The sequence below is a fragment of the Microbacterium testaceum genome, assembly GCF_029761935.1.
GTDB lineage: Bacteria > Actinomycetota > Actinomycetes > Actinomycetales > Microbacteriaceae > Microbacterium > Microbacterium testaceum_A.
On the sequence record NZ_CP121699.1, the window covers coordinates 284698 to 300742 of the forward strand.

General features: G+C 69.9%; 17 protein-coding genes. 10 read left to right on the forward strand and 7 right to left on the reverse strand.

What is annotated here, in order from left to right; all coding sequences use genetic code 11:
- Positions 1 to 6 precede the first annotated feature (6 nt).
- Positions 7 to 294, reverse strand: a complete 288-nt coding sequence (locus tag QBE02_RS01300) for a hypothetical protein (protein WP_279366807.1) — start codon at positions 292 to 294, stop codon at positions 7 to 9.
- Positions 295 to 746: 452 nt separating this feature from the next.
- Here QBE02_RS01300 and smc point away from each other — a divergent pair, with 452 nt between their 5' ends.
- From smc to QBE02_RS01320, 4 genes are all read left to right on the forward strand, one after another.
- Positions 747 to 4307 (forward strand): chromosome segregation protein SMC, encoded by a 3561-nt coding sequence (smc, locus tag QBE02_RS01305; protein ID WP_279366808.1) that lies wholly within the window; start codon positions 747 to 749, stop codon positions 4305 to 4307.
- A 4-nt stretch (positions 4308 to 4311) separates the two neighbouring features.
- Positions 4312 to 5184, forward strand: coding sequence for a signal recognition particle-docking protein FtsY (gene ftsY / locus QBE02_RS01310; protein ID WP_279366809.1), 873 nt, complete (start codon positions 4312 to 4314; stop codon positions 5182 to 5184).
- A gap of 81 nt (positions 5185 to 5265) precedes the next feature.
- Positions 5266 to 5766, forward strand: a complete 501-nt coding sequence (locus tag QBE02_RS01315; protein WP_056230870.1) for a DUF2004 domain-containing protein — start codon at positions 5266 to 5268, stop codon at positions 5764 to 5766.
- Positions 5767 to 5770: 4 nt separating this feature from the next.
- Positions 5771 to 6199: an MSMEG_6728 family protein gene (locus QBE02_RS01320; RefSeq protein ID WP_279366810.1), complete on the forward strand. Its 429-nt coding sequence runs from the start codon at positions 5771 to 5773 to the stop codon at positions 6197 to 6199.
- 1 nt (position 6200) lies between these two features.
- Here the strand turns inward: QBE02_RS01320 and QBE02_RS01325 are convergent, their stop codons facing one another.
- The 4 genes from QBE02_RS01325 to lipB form a co-directional block, all read right to left on the reverse strand.
- Positions 6201 to 6527 (reverse strand): hypothetical protein, encoded by a 327-nt coding sequence (locus QBE02_RS01325; protein WP_056230874.1) that lies wholly within the window; start codon positions 6525 to 6527, stop codon positions 6201 to 6203.
- The gene (locus QBE02_RS01330; protein ID WP_279366811.1) at positions 6524 to 7693 is read right to left on the reverse strand and encodes an inorganic phosphate transporter; all 1170 of its coding nucleotides are present in this window, start codon (positions 7691 to 7693) and stop codon (positions 6524 to 6526) included. The genes QBE02_RS01325 and QBE02_RS01330 overlap by 4 nt, the downstream gene beginning before the upstream one ends.
- A 127-nt stretch (positions 7694 to 7820) precedes the next feature.
- Positions 7821 to 8825 carry a lipoyl synthase gene (gene lipA / locus QBE02_RS01335; RefSeq protein ID WP_103208924.1) on the reverse strand — a complete coding sequence of 335 codons (1005 nt, stop codon included), beginning with the start codon at positions 8823 to 8825 and terminating at the stop codon, positions 7821 to 7823.
- A gap of 26 nt (positions 8826 to 8851) precedes the next feature.
- On the reverse strand, positions 8852 to 9490 hold the full coding sequence (gene lipB, locus QBE02_RS01340) for a lipoyl(octanoyl) transferase LipB (protein ID WP_141378309.1): 639 nt from the start codon (positions 9488 to 9490) through the stop codon (positions 8852 to 8854).
- 64 nt (positions 9491 to 9554) lie between these two features.
- Here lipB and QBE02_RS01345 point away from each other — a divergent pair, with 64 nt between their 5' ends.
- Together QBE02_RS01345 and ffh are read left to right on the forward strand one after the other, a co-directional pair.
- A complete protein-coding gene (locus QBE02_RS01345; RefSeq protein ID WP_279366812.1) occupies positions 9555 to 10103 on the forward strand; it encodes a TetR/AcrR family transcriptional regulator in 549 nt (182 codons plus the stop codon).
- Between the two features lie 156 nt (positions 10104 to 10259).
- Positions 10260 to 11804, forward strand: coding sequence for a signal recognition particle protein (gene ffh, locus QBE02_RS01350; protein ID WP_279366813.1), 1545 nt, complete (start codon positions 10260 to 10262; stop codon positions 11802 to 11804).
- Between the two features lie 33 nt (positions 11805 to 11837).
- Here ffh and QBE02_RS01355 read toward each other — a convergent pair whose 3' ends face one another.
- Together QBE02_RS01355 and QBE02_RS01360 are read right to left on the reverse strand one after the other, a co-directional pair.
- A complete protein-coding gene (locus tag QBE02_RS01355) occupies positions 11838 to 12563 on the reverse strand; it encodes an SGNH/GDSL hydrolase family protein (RefSeq protein ID WP_279366814.1) in 726 nt (241 codons plus the stop codon).
- Between the two features lie 49 nt (positions 12564 to 12612).
- Positions 12613 to 13776 carry a glutamate--cysteine ligase gene (locus QBE02_RS01360; protein WP_279366815.1) on the reverse strand — a complete coding sequence of 388 codons (1164 nt, stop codon included), beginning with the start codon at positions 13774 to 13776 and terminating at the stop codon, positions 12613 to 12615.
- Positions 13777 to 14009: 233 nt separating this feature from the next.
- Between QBE02_RS01360 and rpsP the strand changes: the two genes are divergently transcribed.
- The 4 genes from rpsP to trmD are packed head-to-tail and all read left to right on the forward strand — an operon-like array spanning position 14010 to position 15997.
- A complete protein-coding gene (gene rpsP, locus QBE02_RS01365; RefSeq protein ID WP_279366816.1) occupies positions 14010 to 14423 on the forward strand; it encodes a 30S ribosomal protein S16 in 414 nt (137 codons plus the stop codon).
- 5 nt (positions 14424 to 14428) lie between these two features.
- Entirely contained in the window at positions 14429 to 14659 is a 231-nt protein-coding gene (locus QBE02_RS01370) for an RNA-binding protein (RefSeq protein ID WP_056230892.1), read from the forward strand.
- Positions 14659 to 15306, forward strand: a complete 648-nt coding sequence (rimM, locus tag QBE02_RS01375) for a ribosome maturation factor RimM (RefSeq protein ID WP_279366817.1) — start codon at positions 14659 to 14661, stop codon at positions 15304 to 15306. Before QBE02_RS01370 ends, rimM begins: the two co-directional genes overlap by 1 nt.
- Before the next feature lies 1 nt (position 15307).
- Positions 15308 to 15997, forward strand: coding sequence for a tRNA (guanosine(37)-N1)-methyltransferase TrmD (gene trmD, locus QBE02_RS01380; RefSeq protein WP_279366818.1), 690 nt, complete (start codon positions 15308 to 15310; stop codon positions 15995 to 15997).
- Positions 15998 to 16045: the final 48 nt, after the last annotated feature.

Consider the following 16045-nt stretch of genomic DNA (forward strand, 5'->3'; position numbering starts at 1 on the left):
CCGGGATCAGAGCGGCGGGCGGCTGAACGCGGCGGCGCTCTGCCAGGCCTGCTCGCGGCGGGCGCGCTCGGCGGCCGCGTCGCGGGCTCGAAGAGCCTCGACTGCTCGAGTGTCGAGGGCGCGGGCCCGGTTGGCATGCCGGTTCAGCAGCCAGAGACCCAGACGCAGCGACAGGCGGTCGAGCAGACCCAGCGGCCGGTATGCCGTCGTGTCGAACGTGATCGTCGAGGGCGTGGGGGGAGGGGAAGGCGCGGCCGAGGAGTGCTGCGGCGCGCGCGTGAACAGGGCGTTCATGCGGAAGCTCCGTAAGAGGATCTAGCGAGGGTAAGGCGCGTCGAGCAGACAGCTCACGCGGGGCGGACGCAGAGGGTCCGGGGGCCGGCGTCGAGAAGACGGGGCTCACGAGATGCGGAGACGACGAGGCGTCTCGACGCGACGAACTAGCCCTGACGAGGGGGCATGCCGACGGCGGTGGTCACTCCCGTGGCGTATGCGGAGAGCACGGGGACGGCGGTGAAGCCTGGGGCGGTGAAGCCGGTCGTGGTGCGAATCATGGAAGTAACCTCCTTTCGACGTCGGTTGCGACCTCAGACGCTAGCGAAGGCTGTCAGCGAATGTCAAGCTCTCGCTCAGATTCGGAAGAACGCCGGGCGCGTCGAGCCCGGTGCACCGGCCCGCCGCCGCGGAATCCCGCGGTTTCTCGGCTACCGTGAACACGCGGGTCGATCGAGCGGAAGGCGGGTGACATGCACCTGAAGAGCGTGACGCTCAAGGGCTTCAAGTCGTTCGCCCAGTCGACCACCTTCGCGCTCGAGCCGGGGGTGACGTGCATCGTCGGTCCGAACGGCTCGGGCAAGTCCAACGTCGTCGACGCTCTCGCCTGGGTCATGGGGGAGCAGGGGGCGAAGACCCTCCGCGGCGGCAAGATGGAGGACGTCATCTTCGCCGGCACGTCGACGCGAGGCCCCCTGGGTCGCGCCGAGGTGCAGCTCACCATCGACAACGCCGACGGGGCTCTCCCGATCGACTACAGCGAGGTGACGATCAGCCGCACGCTGTTCCGCACCGGCGCGAGCGAGTACGCGATCAACGGGCAGACGTGTCGACTTCTCGACGTGCAGGAACTCCTCAGCGACTCCGGCCTCGGTCGTGAGATGCACGTCATCATCGGGCAGGGGCGCCTCGACACCGTGCTCCAGGCGTCGGCGGAAGACCGGCGAGGCTTCATCGAAGAGGCCGCGGGCATCTTGAAGCACCGCCGCCGCAAAGAGAAGACCGTCCGCAAGCTCGAGGCGATGGAGACGAACCTCACGCGCTTGAGCGATCTGGCGGGCGAGCTGCGTCGGCAGCTGAAGCCACTGGGCAAGCAGGCCGAGATCGCTCGCGAAGCCGCCACGATTGCCGCCGTGGTCCGAGACGCGAAGGCGCGACTGTACGCCGACGAGCTCGTCCGTCTGCGCGCCGAACTTGCTGACGCCGCCCGCGCCGAGAGCGAGCGCCACACCGAACGCCTGGGCCTGCAGGAGCAGTCCGAGGGACTCCGCGGACGGGTGGAGCGCCTCGAACACGACCAGCGTTCGGAGGCCGTCGATCGTGCGCGCAGCGTCGCCTTCGCCCTCGAGCAGGTGCAGGAACGACTCCGCGGGCTCTATACGCTCGCGGGCCAACGACTGACGCTCCTCGGCGACGACGAGACCGACGGAGCCGGGTTCTCGCCCACCGTCACCCCGTCGATGATCGACGACGTCCGAGCCGAGATCGACGAGATCGCGGCTGGCCTCGGAGATGCGCAGGATGCCGCAGCCGAGGCGGCCCGCGCAGTGACGCGCGCCCGCAGCGACCTCGACGCGCTCGACGTCGACATCGCCGCGCAGAGCGCCCTCGTGTCGGAGCACGACATGAAGATCACGAGCCTGCGGGGCGCGGCGGATGCCGCGAATTCCGCCCTCGCCGCCGTGCGCGCCGGGGTCGAACGCCAACAGCGGGCGCTCGACGCCGCTCTCGTTCGACGGGCCGAGGCCGAGCAGGCGCGAGCCGAGCTCGACCCCGACGTCGTTCCCGAAGCCTCCACCGCCGAGCACGCGGCCGCCTACGAGCGCGCGCAGCGCGACGCGAACGACGTCGAGGCGCGAGTCGCCGCACTCCGCGAACGGCTTCACGCGGCCGAGCGAGAGCGCGACGCGCTCACAGCCCAGACCACGGCTCTCGGCCGTGCTCTGGATGTCCGCAACGCGGCGGCCGACCTGATCGCGGCCGGGGGTGCCGGCATCCGGGGTCTGGTCGGCGACGACGTGAAGGTCAGATCGGGGTACGAGGCGGCGGTGGCCGCGGTGCTGGGCACCCTCGCCGAGGGACTGCTCGTCGACGACGCGGCGTCCGCCTTCACCGCCGCGCACACGGCGGCCGAGGCCGATCTCGGTTTGGTCGAGATCGTCTTGGCTGACGCCCCCGTGGCGGATTCGTCCGGGCCCTCGCTCGAGGGCGCGATCGCCGCGGCGGATGTCGTGACGGCGTCGGCCGGGGTGCTCGGCATCCTGTCCCGCGTTCTGATCGTCGACGATCTCGACGCCGCGCGCGCGGCGCAGTCTCACCTCGCGAACGACGTGACGGTGGTCACGCGCGCCGGCGAAGTCGTGACCGCGCGGACCGTCCGCGCCGGCTCGGGGTCGGGCCGCTCGCGCCTCGAACTCGCCGCCGAGAGGGATGCCGCCGCCGAGCGACTCGACGAGATCGTGGTGATCGCCGACTCGCTCCGCGAGGCGCTGGCCGACGAGCAACGCGCCCAGGTCGATGCGCGTCAGCGCACGAAAGACGCCCTCTCGACGCTGCGCGCCCACGACGCGGCCCTCGCGGCCCACGCCGAGAAGGTCAACCGGGTGACCGTACGGCACGAGGCGGTGGTCGCCGAGTGCGATCGGCTGGCCGCGGGTCTCGCGCAGACCGAGACGGCTGTCGCCGAGGCCGAGGAGGCGGCGCGCCGCGCCGACGAGGCCCTCACCCGCGCGCTCGAGGCGCCGCGTCCCCTGCTCGACGCGTCGGCCCGCGAAGGTCTCGCGGCCGAGGTCGACGCCGCGCGGGAGGGCGAGATGCGCGCACGGCTCGACATCGAGACGCTGAAGGAGCGGGTGCGTGCGGGGGAGGCCCGCATCGTCCAGCTCGAACAGCAGCGCGAGCGTGAGCGCTCCGCAGCCGCGGAAGCCGCCCGGCGTGCGGTGCTGCGCCGCGCGCAGCGAGAGATCGCCGCCGAGGTCGCAGGTCACCTCCCGGCCCTGCTCGACTCGGTCGACCGCTCGGTCAGTCAGGCGCGCGTCGAGCTCGCGGCCGCGGAATCCGCCCGCACGGCGATCACCGCGGAACTCGCGCGGGCGCGCGCCGATGAAGCCCTCGTCCGTGAGCGTCTCGCGCGGTTGACCGAGAGTGTGCACGGGCTCGAACTCCAGATGCACGAGAAGAAGCTGCACGTGACGGGGCTGCTCGAACGCGTCCAGTCCGAACTCGCCCTCGACGAGAACATTCTCGTTTCGGAATACGGTCCCGACCAGCCGATCCCCGCCGAAGCCACCGAGGCGGGGGTCCCGTTCGAGCGGGGCGCGCAGAAGCGCAGACTGCAGGATGCCGAACGCAAGCTCTCACAACTCGGCAGGGTGAACCCGCTGGCGCTCGAGGAGTTCGCCGCTCTCGAACAACGGCACGCCTTCCTCACCGAGCAACTGGCGGATCTGCAGCAGACCCGCGCGGATCTGCAGACGATCATCGCCGACCTCGACGAGCGCATGCAGACGATCTTCGTCGCGGCCTTCGAGGACACGCGGGCCGCCTTCACCGAGATCTTCCCGATCCTCTTCCCCGGAGGCGCGGGGAGCATCTCGCTCACCGACCCCGACCACCCGCTGACGACCGGCATCGAGGTGGCGGTGCGTCCGGTGGGCAAGAAGATCGAGCGGCTGTCACTGCTGTCGGGCGGGGAACGCTCGCTCGCGGCGGTGGCCTTCCTCACGTCGATCTTCACGGCGCGACCGAGCCCCTTCTACATCCTCGACGAAGTGGAGGCGGCACTCGACGACGCGAACCTGGGCCGCCTGCTCGGGGTGTTCGAGAAGCTCCGCGCGAGCAGCCAGCTCATCGTCATCACGCACCAGAAGCGCACGATGGAGATCGCCGACGCGCTGTACGGGGTGTCGATGCGTCAGGACGGGGTCTCAGCCGTCGTCGGTCAGCGGGTCGGCGACCGCGCCGCCGCCCGCGCCGAGGCGACTCCCCGGGCATCCGTCGACGCCGCCCGTGACGAAGTCACCCCCGTAAGCTGAAGCAATGGCTGAGAACTCCTGGTCGCTGGGCCGCGCGCTGCGCGGACTGTTCGTCAAACCCACGATCGACGAGACCACGTGGGACGACCTCGAGGCCGCTCTGCTGACGGCCGACTTCGGACCCGACGTGACCGAGCGCCTCGTCGACGAACTCCGCGAGAAGGTCGAGCGCTTCCGCACGACCGACCCGCGCGACCTGCAGCGCATGCTCCGCGAGACGCTCGAGGAGCATTTCGCGAAGTTCGACACGACGCTGCGACTGACCGAGCGCCCCGCGGTGGTCCTGGTCGTCGGCGTCAACGGCGTCGGCAAGACCACCACGATCGGCAAGTTCGCGAAGTTCCTGCAGCGCTACGGCCGGACCGTCACGGTCGGGGCCGCCGACACCTTCCGCGCCGCCGCCGTCGATCAGCTGGCGACCTGGGCCGAGCGCGGGGGAGCGACGATCGTTCGTCCCCAGCACGAGGGTCAGGACCCGGCATCCGTCGCCTTCCAGACCGTGGCGCACGCGAAAGAGACGGGCACCGAGATCGTCCTCGTCGACACCGCCGGTCGCCTGCACACCAAGGGCGGCCTCATGGACGAGCTCGGAAAGATCAAGCGCGTCATCGAGAAGCAAGCGCCCATCAGCGAGGTGCTGCTCGTGCTCGACGCGACGACCGGTCAGAACGGCCTCATGCAGGCCCAGGCCTTTCTCGACAGCGCCGGGGTCACGGGGCTGGTGCTCACCAAGCTCGACGGTTCCGCGAAGGGCGGCTTCGTCCTCGCGGTGCAGGAGCGCACCGGCATCCCGGTGAAGCTCCTCGGCCAGGGTGAGGGCATCAACGACCTCACCGGTTTCACCCCGCACGTCTTCGCGGCCTCGCTCGTCGACTGAGCCCCTCGCACGCCTTTACCGCACGCACCGACCGTGGCGGGTCGTCTTCCCGAACTCCGGGCGGACTGCTTACATGGAGGCATGGCGATCGAGCACGACTTCTTCGGACTCCTCGAGTCGGGCCCCGACGGGTCGATCTTCTGGAGCGAGAACGTCGAGTTCGGCGACCAGAGCGTCACCGTCGACCTGACCGCCCCCGATCAGGACGACGTGTCGGTCGAGGCGCTCGATGTCGCGGCATCCATGGTCTCGTCGCTCGAGTCGATCGACCTCGCCGCGCGCAACGCCATGGTGAACGAACTCGATTCGCGAACCAGCGAGGTGACCGAGTACATCCTTCAGCAGCAGGCGACCCTCGGCGAAGAGCTCGAGGACCTTCTGACGGACGTCTCGGGCGACACGCACATCGACGTCATCAAGGCGCTGCAGTTGATGAGCATGACGATCCTCGCCGACGAGCACGGGGGTGCCGACCCCTTCGCCGTCCTCGAGTACGCGCTGGATCCCGACGCGACCGACGACGTGCTCCTGGTGAACCTCGCCTCGGACGGCAGCGTCCAGTCGGTCACCAGCGCAGACTGAGCGCGTGCAGACCTTCCTGCCATACCCCTCGTTCGCGGCATCCGCCGCCGCCCTCGACGTCAAGCGACTGGGCAAGCAGCGCGTCGAGACGTTCCAGCTGTTGCGCGCGTTGAGCGTGCCCGACCATGGCTGGCGTCATCATCCGGCGGCGAAGATGTGGGACGGACACCTGCCGGCGCTCGTGTCGTACGGCCTCGTCGTGACGGACGAGTGGATCGCCCAGGGCCGGGCCGACACCGTCCGAGAGAAGATCCGCGTCTTCGCGCCCGAGGTCGACGGCCTCACGCAGAACGAGCTCGACCTCCCGCCCTGGATCGGAGACGAGGCGTTCCACCTCGCGCACCGCTCCAACCTCGTGCGCAAGGACCCCGAGTTCTACGTCCCCCGTTTCGGAGACGTCCCCGACGACCTGCCGTACGTCTGGCCGGTCTGATTCACTTTCCGTGGAAAAGCGGGATCACCAGGTAGATCCCGTAGACCACCGCGGCGGCGACGCCGGCGAAGCAGACGAGACCGGCCATGGTGGCGGGCAGCGGTCGCGGCGTCTCGCGCGGCGCGACCACCGCGGTCGGTCCTTCGGGGTCGTCTCCATCCGGCACTCGAACGTCGGGGGCGCCGACGGCGAAGAATCGGATGCCGAGGGCGTACAGCCCCACGATGATGAGGGTGGCGGCCAGCCCCACCACGAAGACGAGCAGAATCGACCCTGCTTCGGTGCCGAGCCAGCCCGAGGCGCCGGCGCTTTCAAGGGGAGTGATCACGCGCGTTCTCCTTCGGTCTGGCGCTGGCCGATGCGATCGGCATCCACCGCCTCATCGTTGACGTTCTCGGCCGACACCGGGCGTCGGCGGGCGAGCAGGAACAGGCCCACGCAGACGGCCAGGCCGCCCACCAGCACGACCACGAGGCCGGCGATGCCCGACGAGGCCGCCCATGCGGCGCCTCCGCCGACGACGGCGGCCGCGGGCAGCGTGACGACCCACGCGAAGGCGATCCGGGTGACGACGTTCCAGTGCACCGACGCGAGGCGCTTGCCGAGCCCCGAGCCGATCACCGCACCCGAGGTGACCTGCGTGGTCGAGAGCGGGAAGCCGAGAGTCGACGAGATGAGGATGGTCGAGGCGGCGCTGGTCTCGGCGGCGAAGCCCTGCGGAGGTTTCACGTCGGTGATGCGCTTGCCGACCGTGCGCATGATGCGCCAGCCGCCCAGGTAGGTGCCGAGGGCGATCGCGAGCCCCGCGGACAGGATGACCCACAGCTGCGGGCCGGTGCCCGCCTCTTGGAAGCCGGCGACGATCAGGGTCAGCGTGATGACGCCCATCGTCTTCTGGGCGTCGTTGGTGCCGTGTGCGAGCGAGACGAGCGAGGCCGAGACCGTCTGGCCGTGACGGAGGGCGGTGGACGATCCGGCGACGGTCGCCATCTTCGTCACGCGGTACACGAGATAGGTCGCGGCGAGGGCCACGATCCCCGCGATGAACGGCGACAGCAGCGCGGGCAGCACGATCTTCGACAGCACCCCTCCCCACTCGACGGCGTGGAAGCCGACGCCGATGACCGCGGCGCCGATGAGGCCGCCGAACAGGGCATGGGTGGAGCTGGAGGGCAGCCCGAGCCACCAGGTCAGCAGGTTCCACACCACGGCGCCCATGAGCCCCGCGAAGATCATCGGCGCGGTGATCTGCGGAAGCCCCTGGTCGTTCTGGGCGAGAATCCCCTCCGACACCGTCTTGGCCACCGCGGTCGACAGGAACGCGCCGACGAGGTTGAGGATCGCGGAGATGAGCACCGCGACTTTGGGTTTCAGCGCGCCCGTGGCGACTGACGTCGCCATGGCGTTGGCGGTGTCGTGAAAGCCGTTGGTGAAGTCGAAGAAGATCGAGAGGGCGACGACGAGAAGGACGGGGACGAGGACGGTGAGATCCACCGCGACTCCGATCGAGAAGTGATACCGGAAGCGGGTCGGTTGGCCCGGCGACACGGTAGACCTCGGCGGTGAACGAAGTGTTCCCTATCCCGTGGAAGCGGAGAGGTCTACTCTCCGCTCTGCGCGCTCACACCGCCTGCGCGAAGCCCGCGTCGGCGGACGCGATGTCCTTCGCGAGGTGCGCGAGGTGCGGCGGGATCTCGCGGCCCTTGGACACCATCGACTGCGCCCACAGGCGTCCGGCGCGGTATGACGACCGCACCAGGGGCCCGGCGAGCACGCCGAGGAAGCCGATGCGCTCGGCCTCTTCCTTGAACTCCACGAACTCGGCCGGCTTCACCCAGCGCTGCACGGGGAGGTGGCGCGGGGTGGGGCGCAGGTACTGCGTGATCGTGATGATGTCGGTACCCGCAGCGTGCAGGTCTTCGAGGGCCTGGACGACCTCTTCGGGCTCTTCGCCCATGCCGAGGATGAGGTTGGACTTGGTGATGAGCCCCGCCTCTCGCGCGGCGGTGAGCACGCCGAGGGAGCGTTCGTAGCGGAACGCCGGGCGAATGCGCTTGAAGATGCGGGGGACGGTCTCGACGTTGTGCGCGAAGACCTCGGGTCGCGACGAGAAGACCTCTTCGAGGTGTGCCGGGTTACCCGAGAAGTCGGTCGCGAGGATCTCGACCCCGGTACCCGGGTTGTCGGCGTGGATGCGGCGCACGGTCTCGGCGTGCAGCCACGCGCCCTCGTCCGGCAGGTCGTCGCGGGCGACGCCGGTAACGGTGGCATAGCGCAGCTGCATCCGGGTGACGCTCTCGGCGACGCGGCGAGGTTCGTCGCGGTCGTAGTCGGCGGGCTTACCGGTGTCGATCTGGCAGAAGTCGCAGCGGCGCGTGCACTGCGAACCGCCGATGAGGAAGGTCGCCTCGCGGTCCTCCCAGCACTCGAAGATGTTGGGGCAGCCCGCCTCCTGGCAGACCGTGTGGAGTTCCTCGGTTTTCACGAGGTTCTGCAGGGCGGTGTACTCCGGGCCCATCTTGGCCTTGGTCTTGATCCACTCGGGCTTGCGCTCGATCGGCGTCTCGGCGTTGCGCACCTCGAGGCGCAGGAGCTTGCGGCCGTTCGGAGCAGTGGATGCCGGCACCCCGGCGCTCCCGGTTCCGCAGGCGCTCACGCGGCCACCACCGCGTCCTCGGCGCGGAAGACGCGCTCGATCGCGGGGACGAGATCGGCGGGGGAGACGTCGGCGCCGAGCACCTCGCTGACGGTGGTCACTCCGGCATCCGAGATCCCGCAGGGGACGATGTGGCGGAAGCCCGCGAGGGTGTTGTCGCAGTTGACGGCGAAGCCGTGCATGGTCACTCCTCTTTCGACGCGGACTCCGATCGCCGCGACCTTGTCCACGCCGAGGGGGCGCCGTACCCAGACGCCGCTGCGTCCCTCGACGCGGAAGCCGTCGACGCCGAGGGCGCCGAGGGCGTCGATGAGCAGGGCCTCGAGGCGCCGGACGTGCGCGACGACGTCGATGGGTTCGGGGAGCCGCACGATCGGATACCCGACGAGCTGGCCCGGGCCGTGCCACGTGATCTTCCCGCCGCGGTCGACGTCGATCACGGGGGTGCCGTCGTCGGGGCGTTCGTGCGCCTCCGTGCGCTTTCCCGCGGTGTACACCGCCTCGTGCTCGAGAAGGAGCAGGGTGTCGACGCGGGCTCCCGCGACGACGTCGGCGTGGATGCGACGCTGATGCGCCCAGCCGTCGAGGTAGGGAACGTAGTGCGGGGACAGGCCCACCTGTTGGATGTCGATCATCGACCGCCTCCGATGTTGGATTGCGTCCAACAATACACGTGAGGCGCCCCCGTAGGCTGGGGCGGTGACCCCCGAGCCTCGAAGCGGACGACCGCGCGCCTCCTCGCGCGAAGTGCTCTCCGAGGCGGCCTGCGAACTGTTCCTGGAGCAGGGCTATGACGCGACCAGCGTGTCCGATATCACCCGCCGCGCGGGAGTGAGCCGTTCGAGCTTCTTCAACTACTTCTCCGCCAAGAGCGACGTGCTCTGGTCGGGATACGACGAGCAGGCGGATGCCGCGATCGAGCGCCTCCGCGAAGGCCAGCCGGTCGCCCAGTGCCTGACGGCGATCGGCGCGGGTCTCGCACCCGACGCACTCGCCCTCGCGATCACCAACGCCGACGCCATGGGCATCTCCGTCGAGCTCGACCGCGACCGGGCCGTCCGGCAATTCCGGCTGCAGCGGGAGCTCGCGGCGCGGTTCGTGCGCGATGGCATGCCCGAGCTGGACGCCCAGGTCCGCGCGGGCGCGCTCTCGGCCGCTGTCCTGGCCGCCGTGTGGGCGTGGGCGGACCGCACCGCCGCCGGGCGGCCCCTCGACGAAGTGCTGGACGCCGCGCTCGCTCTCGCGTGACGCGACAGGGCCGTCCGCCCCGCCCCCGAGAGATTGGCCGGGGCCAGCGGCATCCCTCCGAGGAGGGTCGAGGTTCGGCGAATCGCCCGCGTCGGGCCACCGGCGGGTGAGTGCGCGGCGGCGAACGCGGCGCGCCCCGCGTAAACTCGTTACATCATGGCGACTTTCGGCACCCTCTCCGACCGGCTCACAGAGACCTTCCGCAACCTCCGGAAGAAGGGCCAGCTCACGCCCGCCGACGTCGACGGGACGGTGCGCGAGATCCGCCGCGCCCTCCTCGACGCCGACGTCGCGCTGCCCGTGGTCAAGGAGTTCACCGCCGCGGTCCGCGAGCGCGCCCTGGGCGACGAGGTCAACCGGGCGCTGAACCCTGCGCAGCAGGTCGTGCAGATCGTCAACGACGAGCTCATCGGCATCCTGGGCGGTCAGCAGCGTCGCCTGCAGTTCGCGAAGAACCCGCCGACGGTCATCATGCTCGCCGGCCTCCAGGGATCCGGTAAGACGACCTTCGCCGGCAAGCTCGCCAAGATGCTCGAGAAGGACGGCCACACCCCGCTCCTGGTCGCGTGCGACCTCCAGCGTCCGAACGCCGTCAACCAGCTGCAGGTCGTCGCCGAGCGCGCCGGAGCCGCGATCTACGCGCCCGAGCCCGGCAACGGTACCGGAGACCCGGTCAAGGTCGCCCGCGACGGCGTCGCGTACGCCACCCGCCAGCAGCACGACATCGTCATCATCGACACCGCCGGTCGCCTGGGCGTCGACGCCGAGCTGATGAAGCAGGCGTCCGACATCCGCAAGGCCACCGAGCCCGACGAGGTGCTGTTCGTCATCGACGCGATGATCGGTCAGGACGCGGTCACCACCGCGAAGGCGTTCCAGGACGGCGTCGACTTCACCGGCGTCGTGCTGTCGAAGCTCGACGGCGACGCTCGCGGTGGCGCCGCGCTGTCGGTCGCCTCGGTCACCGGTCGCCCCATCATCTTCGCCTCGACCGGTGAGGGTCTCGATGACGTCGAGCCCTTCTACCCCGACCGCATGGCATCCCGCATCCTCGACCTCGGTGACATCCTCACCCTGATCGAGCAGGCGCAGTCGGCCTTCGACGAGGCCGAGGCGATGAAGGTCGCCGAGAAGCTCGCGACCGAGACCTTCACGCTCGAGGACTTCCTCGAGCAGATGCAGCAGATGAAGAAGATGGGCTCCATGAAGAAGATGCTCGGGATGCTCCCGGGCATGGGAAACATGAAGCAACAGCTCGAGAACTTCGACGAGCGCGAGATCGACCGCACCGAGGCGATCATCCGCTCGATGACCGTCGCCGAACGACGCAACCCCAAGATGCTCAACGGTTCGCGCCGCCTGCGCATCGCCCGCGGTTCGGGCATGACGGTCACCGACGTCAATCAGCTCGTCCAGCGGTTCGACCAGGCCGCCAAGATGATGAAGACCGTCGCGCGCGGCGGGGTGCCCAACATCCCCGGCATGGGACCCGTCGGCGGCAAGCCCGGCGCGTCGTCCAAGCGCGGAAAGCAGCAGAAGGCGAAGGGCTCGCGTTCGGGTAACCCCGCCAAGCGCGCGGCCGAGAACGCCGGTATCGCGGCATCCGCACCGGCCACCGGCTCGGGCTTCGGCCTGGGCGGGCAGGCGGCCCCGAGCGAGGCCGATCTCGCCGAGCTGCAGAAGATGCTCGGCCGCGGCTGACGCCAGCGCCCGGGCGAGACCCCGGCGTCCGCCTCAGGGCAGGACGTCGGCGTCCTGCAGGGCGGACATGACCGTCTGCTCGATAGCTCGCTGACCGCGCGGGGTGGGGTGGACGTCGTCCTCCTGCATCCACTCCGGGTGGCCCGCGAGGGGCTGCCCGACGTCGATGAAGGTTCCCCCGACCTTCTCGACGGCGTCCTTGAGCGCGTCGGAGGTCACCTTCGTGTCGGTGGGGACGTCGGCGTCGTCGTTCCAGATCGTGCTCAGGCCGATGATGCGGGCATCGGGAGCGGCCCCGTGCAGCTGGTCGACGGTATCGGCGGTGTCGGTGCGGATCTCGTCCTCGTCCTCCCAGAAGTCGTTGCTGGAGGACTCGACGACGAGCAGCTGCGGCTGCAGAGCGGCGACAGCGGGAACCAGACCGGCGTAGGCGGTTCCGCAGTCGCCCTGCACCACGAAACCCATGCCCGGGCAGGCGAGGTTCGTCAGCGACACGTGGGCGCGCGCGGAGAGGAGTGTCGGCCACGCCTGCTGCGGGTCCAGGCCGAAGCCCGACATGAGGGAATCGCCCAGGGTCACCACCCGTAGGGGGCCCGTCGGGGTCGATGACGGGGTCGGGCTCGCTTCGAGCGCGGGGGCAGCGAATGTGGGCACGGCCGCGGGCTCGGCGGGGTCGGCGGCGCAGCCGGCGAGCATCGCGACCACGCCTGCGGAGAGGGTGGTCAGCGAGGCCACGGTGGCGCGGCGTCCGAGGGTCATGACGCGATCCTAGGTTCGCGCACCTATGAACGAGCGCGGAGGTTCACCTCTAGACGCGCAGGGCCGCGAGGTGCTCGCGCAGGGTCGGCCCCCCGCGGAACTCGCGGATGAGGTGCTGCACCACCTCGCGCAGACCGCCGTCGGCCGCGTCGGCGACCGCGATCTGCCGCGCCGAGCTGCCGCCCGTGGCGAGGATCGTCTCGAGGCTCGCGAACTCCTTCGCGCACTTCAGCTCGAGGGCGATGTCGGCGAGCTCCTCCATCGTCTCGCGCAGGTGCTCGACCACGGGGCGCTGCGTCCCCTCGCGGTCGACGATCACGCGCGCGTCGAGACCGTAGCGGGCCGCGCGCCACTTGTTCTCGCGGGCGTACCAGGGCGGGATGCCGGGAAGCTCGCGCCCCTCGTCGAGCAGCCGCGAGAAGTGCTCGACGAGCGTCTGCGCGAGCGAGGCGACCGCGGCCAGTTCGGGCAGGGTCGACATGCCGTCGCAGGCGCGGATCTCGATCGTGCCCCACTTGGGCGCCGGACGGATGTCCCAGCGCACCTCGCTGGCATCCGCCATCACACCGGTGCGGACCATGTCGTCGAGGTAGTTCTCGAAGTCGCCCCAGGAGTCGAGCTGCCAGGGCAGGCCCGCCGTGGGGAGCTGCTGGAAGACGAGAGCGCGATTCGAGGCGTACCCGGTGCGTTCGCCCGCCCAGAAGGGGCTGGATGCCGACAGCGCCTGGAGATGGGGGAGGTAGACGTTCAGTGCGTTGACGATCGGGATGACCTTCTCGACGTCGTCCACGCCGACGTGCACGTGGATGCCCCAGATCATCATGTTGCGCCCCCACCACTGGGTGCGCTCGATGAGCGAGTGGTAGCGCGTCTTGTCGGTGACCTCCTGGTCGAACCACTGCGCGAAGGGGTGGCTGCCGGCGCACAGGATCTCGACCCCGCGCGGCTCGGTCTCGTCGCGCAGGGCGCAGATGGCGTCGGCGATGTCGTCGACGGCCTCGGCGACGGTGTGCCCGACGCCACTGGTCACCTCGACGGTGTTGGTGAGCAGCTCACCGGTGACCGTGAATCGCTCGAGCGCGGTCTTGTCTTCGAGCTGGTCGAGGATCTCGGGCGCGCGGGGGACCAGATCGCCCGTCTCGCGGTCCGCGAGCATGAGCTCCCATTCCAGACCCACGGACGAACGCGTCGATGCAGCGAACGGCAGCCTCATGCGGCTCAGTCTGACACGGGGGTCGGAGGCCGGGATCCTCCGCTACCCTTCGAGACGTCGCGTGTCGCGGCGCGTCGCGTGTCACCGCGAGGCCCGGGGATCTGGCAGAATAGAGGGCTGGACCCGCTACTCGACCCTCTATCCGGTATCGGTCCACCCTTTTGAGCTTCCGCCGGGTGTGCACCCCACTCTCCAGGCGTTCGGTTCGTTCGTTTTCATCATTTGGAGTCATCGTGGCTGTCAAGATCCGTCTCAAGCGCCTCGGAAAGATCCGCGCGCCCTACTACCGCATCGTCGTCGCCGACTCGCGCACCAAGCGCGATGGTCGTGTCATCGAGGAGATCGGCAAGTACCACCCGACCGAGGAGCCCTCGTTCATCGAGGTCGACTCGGAGCGCGCGCAGTACTGGCTCTCCGTGGGCGCGCAGCCCACCGAGCAGGTCGCCGCCATCCTCAAGCTCACGGGCGACTGGGGCACCTTCAAGGGCGACAAGAACGCCGTCTCGACCGTCAAGGTCCGCGAGCCCAAGGCCGCGTTCGAGGCCGACGCCTCGAAGAAGTCGGTCGTCAAGCCCAAGGCCGAGAAGAAGGCCGAAGCTCCCGCCGAGGCGCCCGCTGAGGACGCCGCCGAGACCTCGGCCGAGTAATTCCCGTGCTGTCTGCCGCGCTCGAACACGTCGTCAAGGGGATCGTCGATCACCCCGATGCCGTGACCATCCGTTCCAGCTCTTCGCCTCGCGGCGACGTGCTGGAGGTTCGCGTGCACCCCGATGACCGGGGTCGCGTGATCGGGCGCGGCGGACGCACCGCCAAGGCACTGCGCACGGTCGTGTCGGCTCTCGCCGACGGACGTCGCGTGCGCGTCGACGTCGCCGACGACTGATGGCGAACGGCGACACCGCGGGCGCGCAGCCCGCCAAGACCCAGCTCCGCGTCGGACGACTCGTCAAGGCTCACGGCCTGAAGGGTGCGTTCAAGCTCGAGCTGTACACCGACGATCCCGACGGGCGCTTCACGCCGGGGAGCACCTTCACCCTGCAGGTTCCGGAGTCCTCGCCGTGGCACGGCCGCGAGCTGACGGTCCGTGAATTCCGGTGGATGAACTCGCACCCGGTCGCCTTCTTCGAGGGCGTCGACGACCGCAACGCGGCCGAAGAGCTCGTCAAGGCCATTCTGTGGATCGACCAGGATGCCGAAGCCGCTCCCGCCGAAGACGACGCCTGGTACGACCACCAGCTCGTCGGTCTCGACGTCGTGCGCGACGGCGCCGTCATCGGCCGCGTCGCCCGCGTCGACCACTTCCCGGCCCAGGATCTCTTGATCGTCCGCATGGCCGGCGAAGAGCGCGAGGTCCTCGTTCCTTTCGTGGGCGCCATCGTCCCCGAGGTCGACATCGCGGGTGGCCGCGTCGTCGTCACTCCGCCCGCGGGGCTCTTCGAAGAGCTCCCGGCCGACGCCGACGACGAGCCCGAACCCGTCTCGACGTCGGACGAATCCGACGGCGAGACCCCCGACACCTCCGAGGACTGACGTGCGCATCGACATCGTCTCGATCTTCCCGACGATCTTCGATGCTCTCGAGGTGTCGCTGCTCGGCAGAGCCCGGCAGAGCGGTCTGCTCGACGTCCGCATCCGCGATCTGCGGGACTACACGCACGACCGTCACCGCACCGTCGACGACACCCCGTACGGCGGCGGCGCGGGCATGGTCATGAAGCCGGAGCCCTGGGGTGAAGCGCTCGACGACGTGACGAGCGACGCCGAAGCGCGCCCGGTCATCATCTTCCCCTCGCCCGCGGGCGAGCGGTTCACGCAGGCGACGGCGCGAGAACTCTCCACCGCCCCCCACCTCGTCTTCGGCTGCGGCCGGTATGAAGGCATCGACGAGCGCGTCTTCGACTACGCCGCCGAGCGGGGCGACGTGCGCCTGATCTCCTTGGGCGACTACGTGCTCAACGGGGGAGAGGTCGCCGTCATGGCGATGGTCGAGGCGATCGGACGCCTGATCCCCGGCGTCGTCGGCAACCCCGAGAGCCTCGTCGAGGAGTCGCACGAGGACGGTCTGCTCGAGTACCCCTCGTTCACCAAGCCGGCCGTGTGGCGCGAGCGAGAGGTTCCGCCCGTGCTCCTGAGCGGCAACCACGGCGCCGTGGCGACCTGGCGTCGCGCGCAGCAGATCGAGCGCACGCGCGAGCGCCGGCCCGACCTGCTCGCCGACTGACGCGGCAGAGCTCTTCCGGCGCTGCCGGGAGGATGCCGCGACCTCGGG

Bases quoted from the DNA above. Each gene is read 5' to 3' on its own strand.
- QBE02_RS01300 (WP_279366807.1), bottom strand. From the start codon at position 294: ATGAACGCCCTGTTCACGCGCGCGCCGCAGCACTCCTCGGCCGCGCCT.
- smc (WP_279366808.1), top strand. From the start codon at position 747: ATGCACCTGAAGAGCGTGACGCTCAAGGGCTTCAAGTCGTTCGCCCAG.
- ftsY (WP_279366809.1), top strand. From the start codon at position 4,312: ATGGCTGAGAACTCCTGGTCGCTGGGCCGCGCGCTGCGCGGACTGTTC.
- QBE02_RS01315 (WP_056230870.1), top strand. From the start codon at position 5,266: ATGGCGATCGAGCACGACTTCTTCGGACTCCTCGAGTCGGGCCCCGAC.
- lipB (WP_141378309.1), bottom strand. From the start codon at position 9,490: ATGATCGACATCCAACAGGTGGGCCTGTCCCCGCACTACGTTCCCTAC.
- ffh (WP_279366813.1), top strand. From the start codon at position 10,260: ATGGCGACTTTCGGCACCCTCTCCGACCGGCTCACAGAGACCTTCCGC.
- QBE02_RS01355 (WP_279366814.1), bottom strand. From the start codon at position 12,563: ATGACCCTCGGACGCCGCGCCACCGTGGCCTCGCTGACCACCCTCTCC.
- QBE02_RS01360 (WP_279366815.1), bottom strand. From the start codon at position 13,776: ATGAGGCTGCCGTTCGCTGCATCGACGCGTTCGTCCGTGGGTCTGGAA.
- rimM (WP_279366817.1), top strand. From the start codon at position 14,659: ATGGCGAACGGCGACACCGCGGGCGCGCAGCCCGCCAAGACCCAGCTC.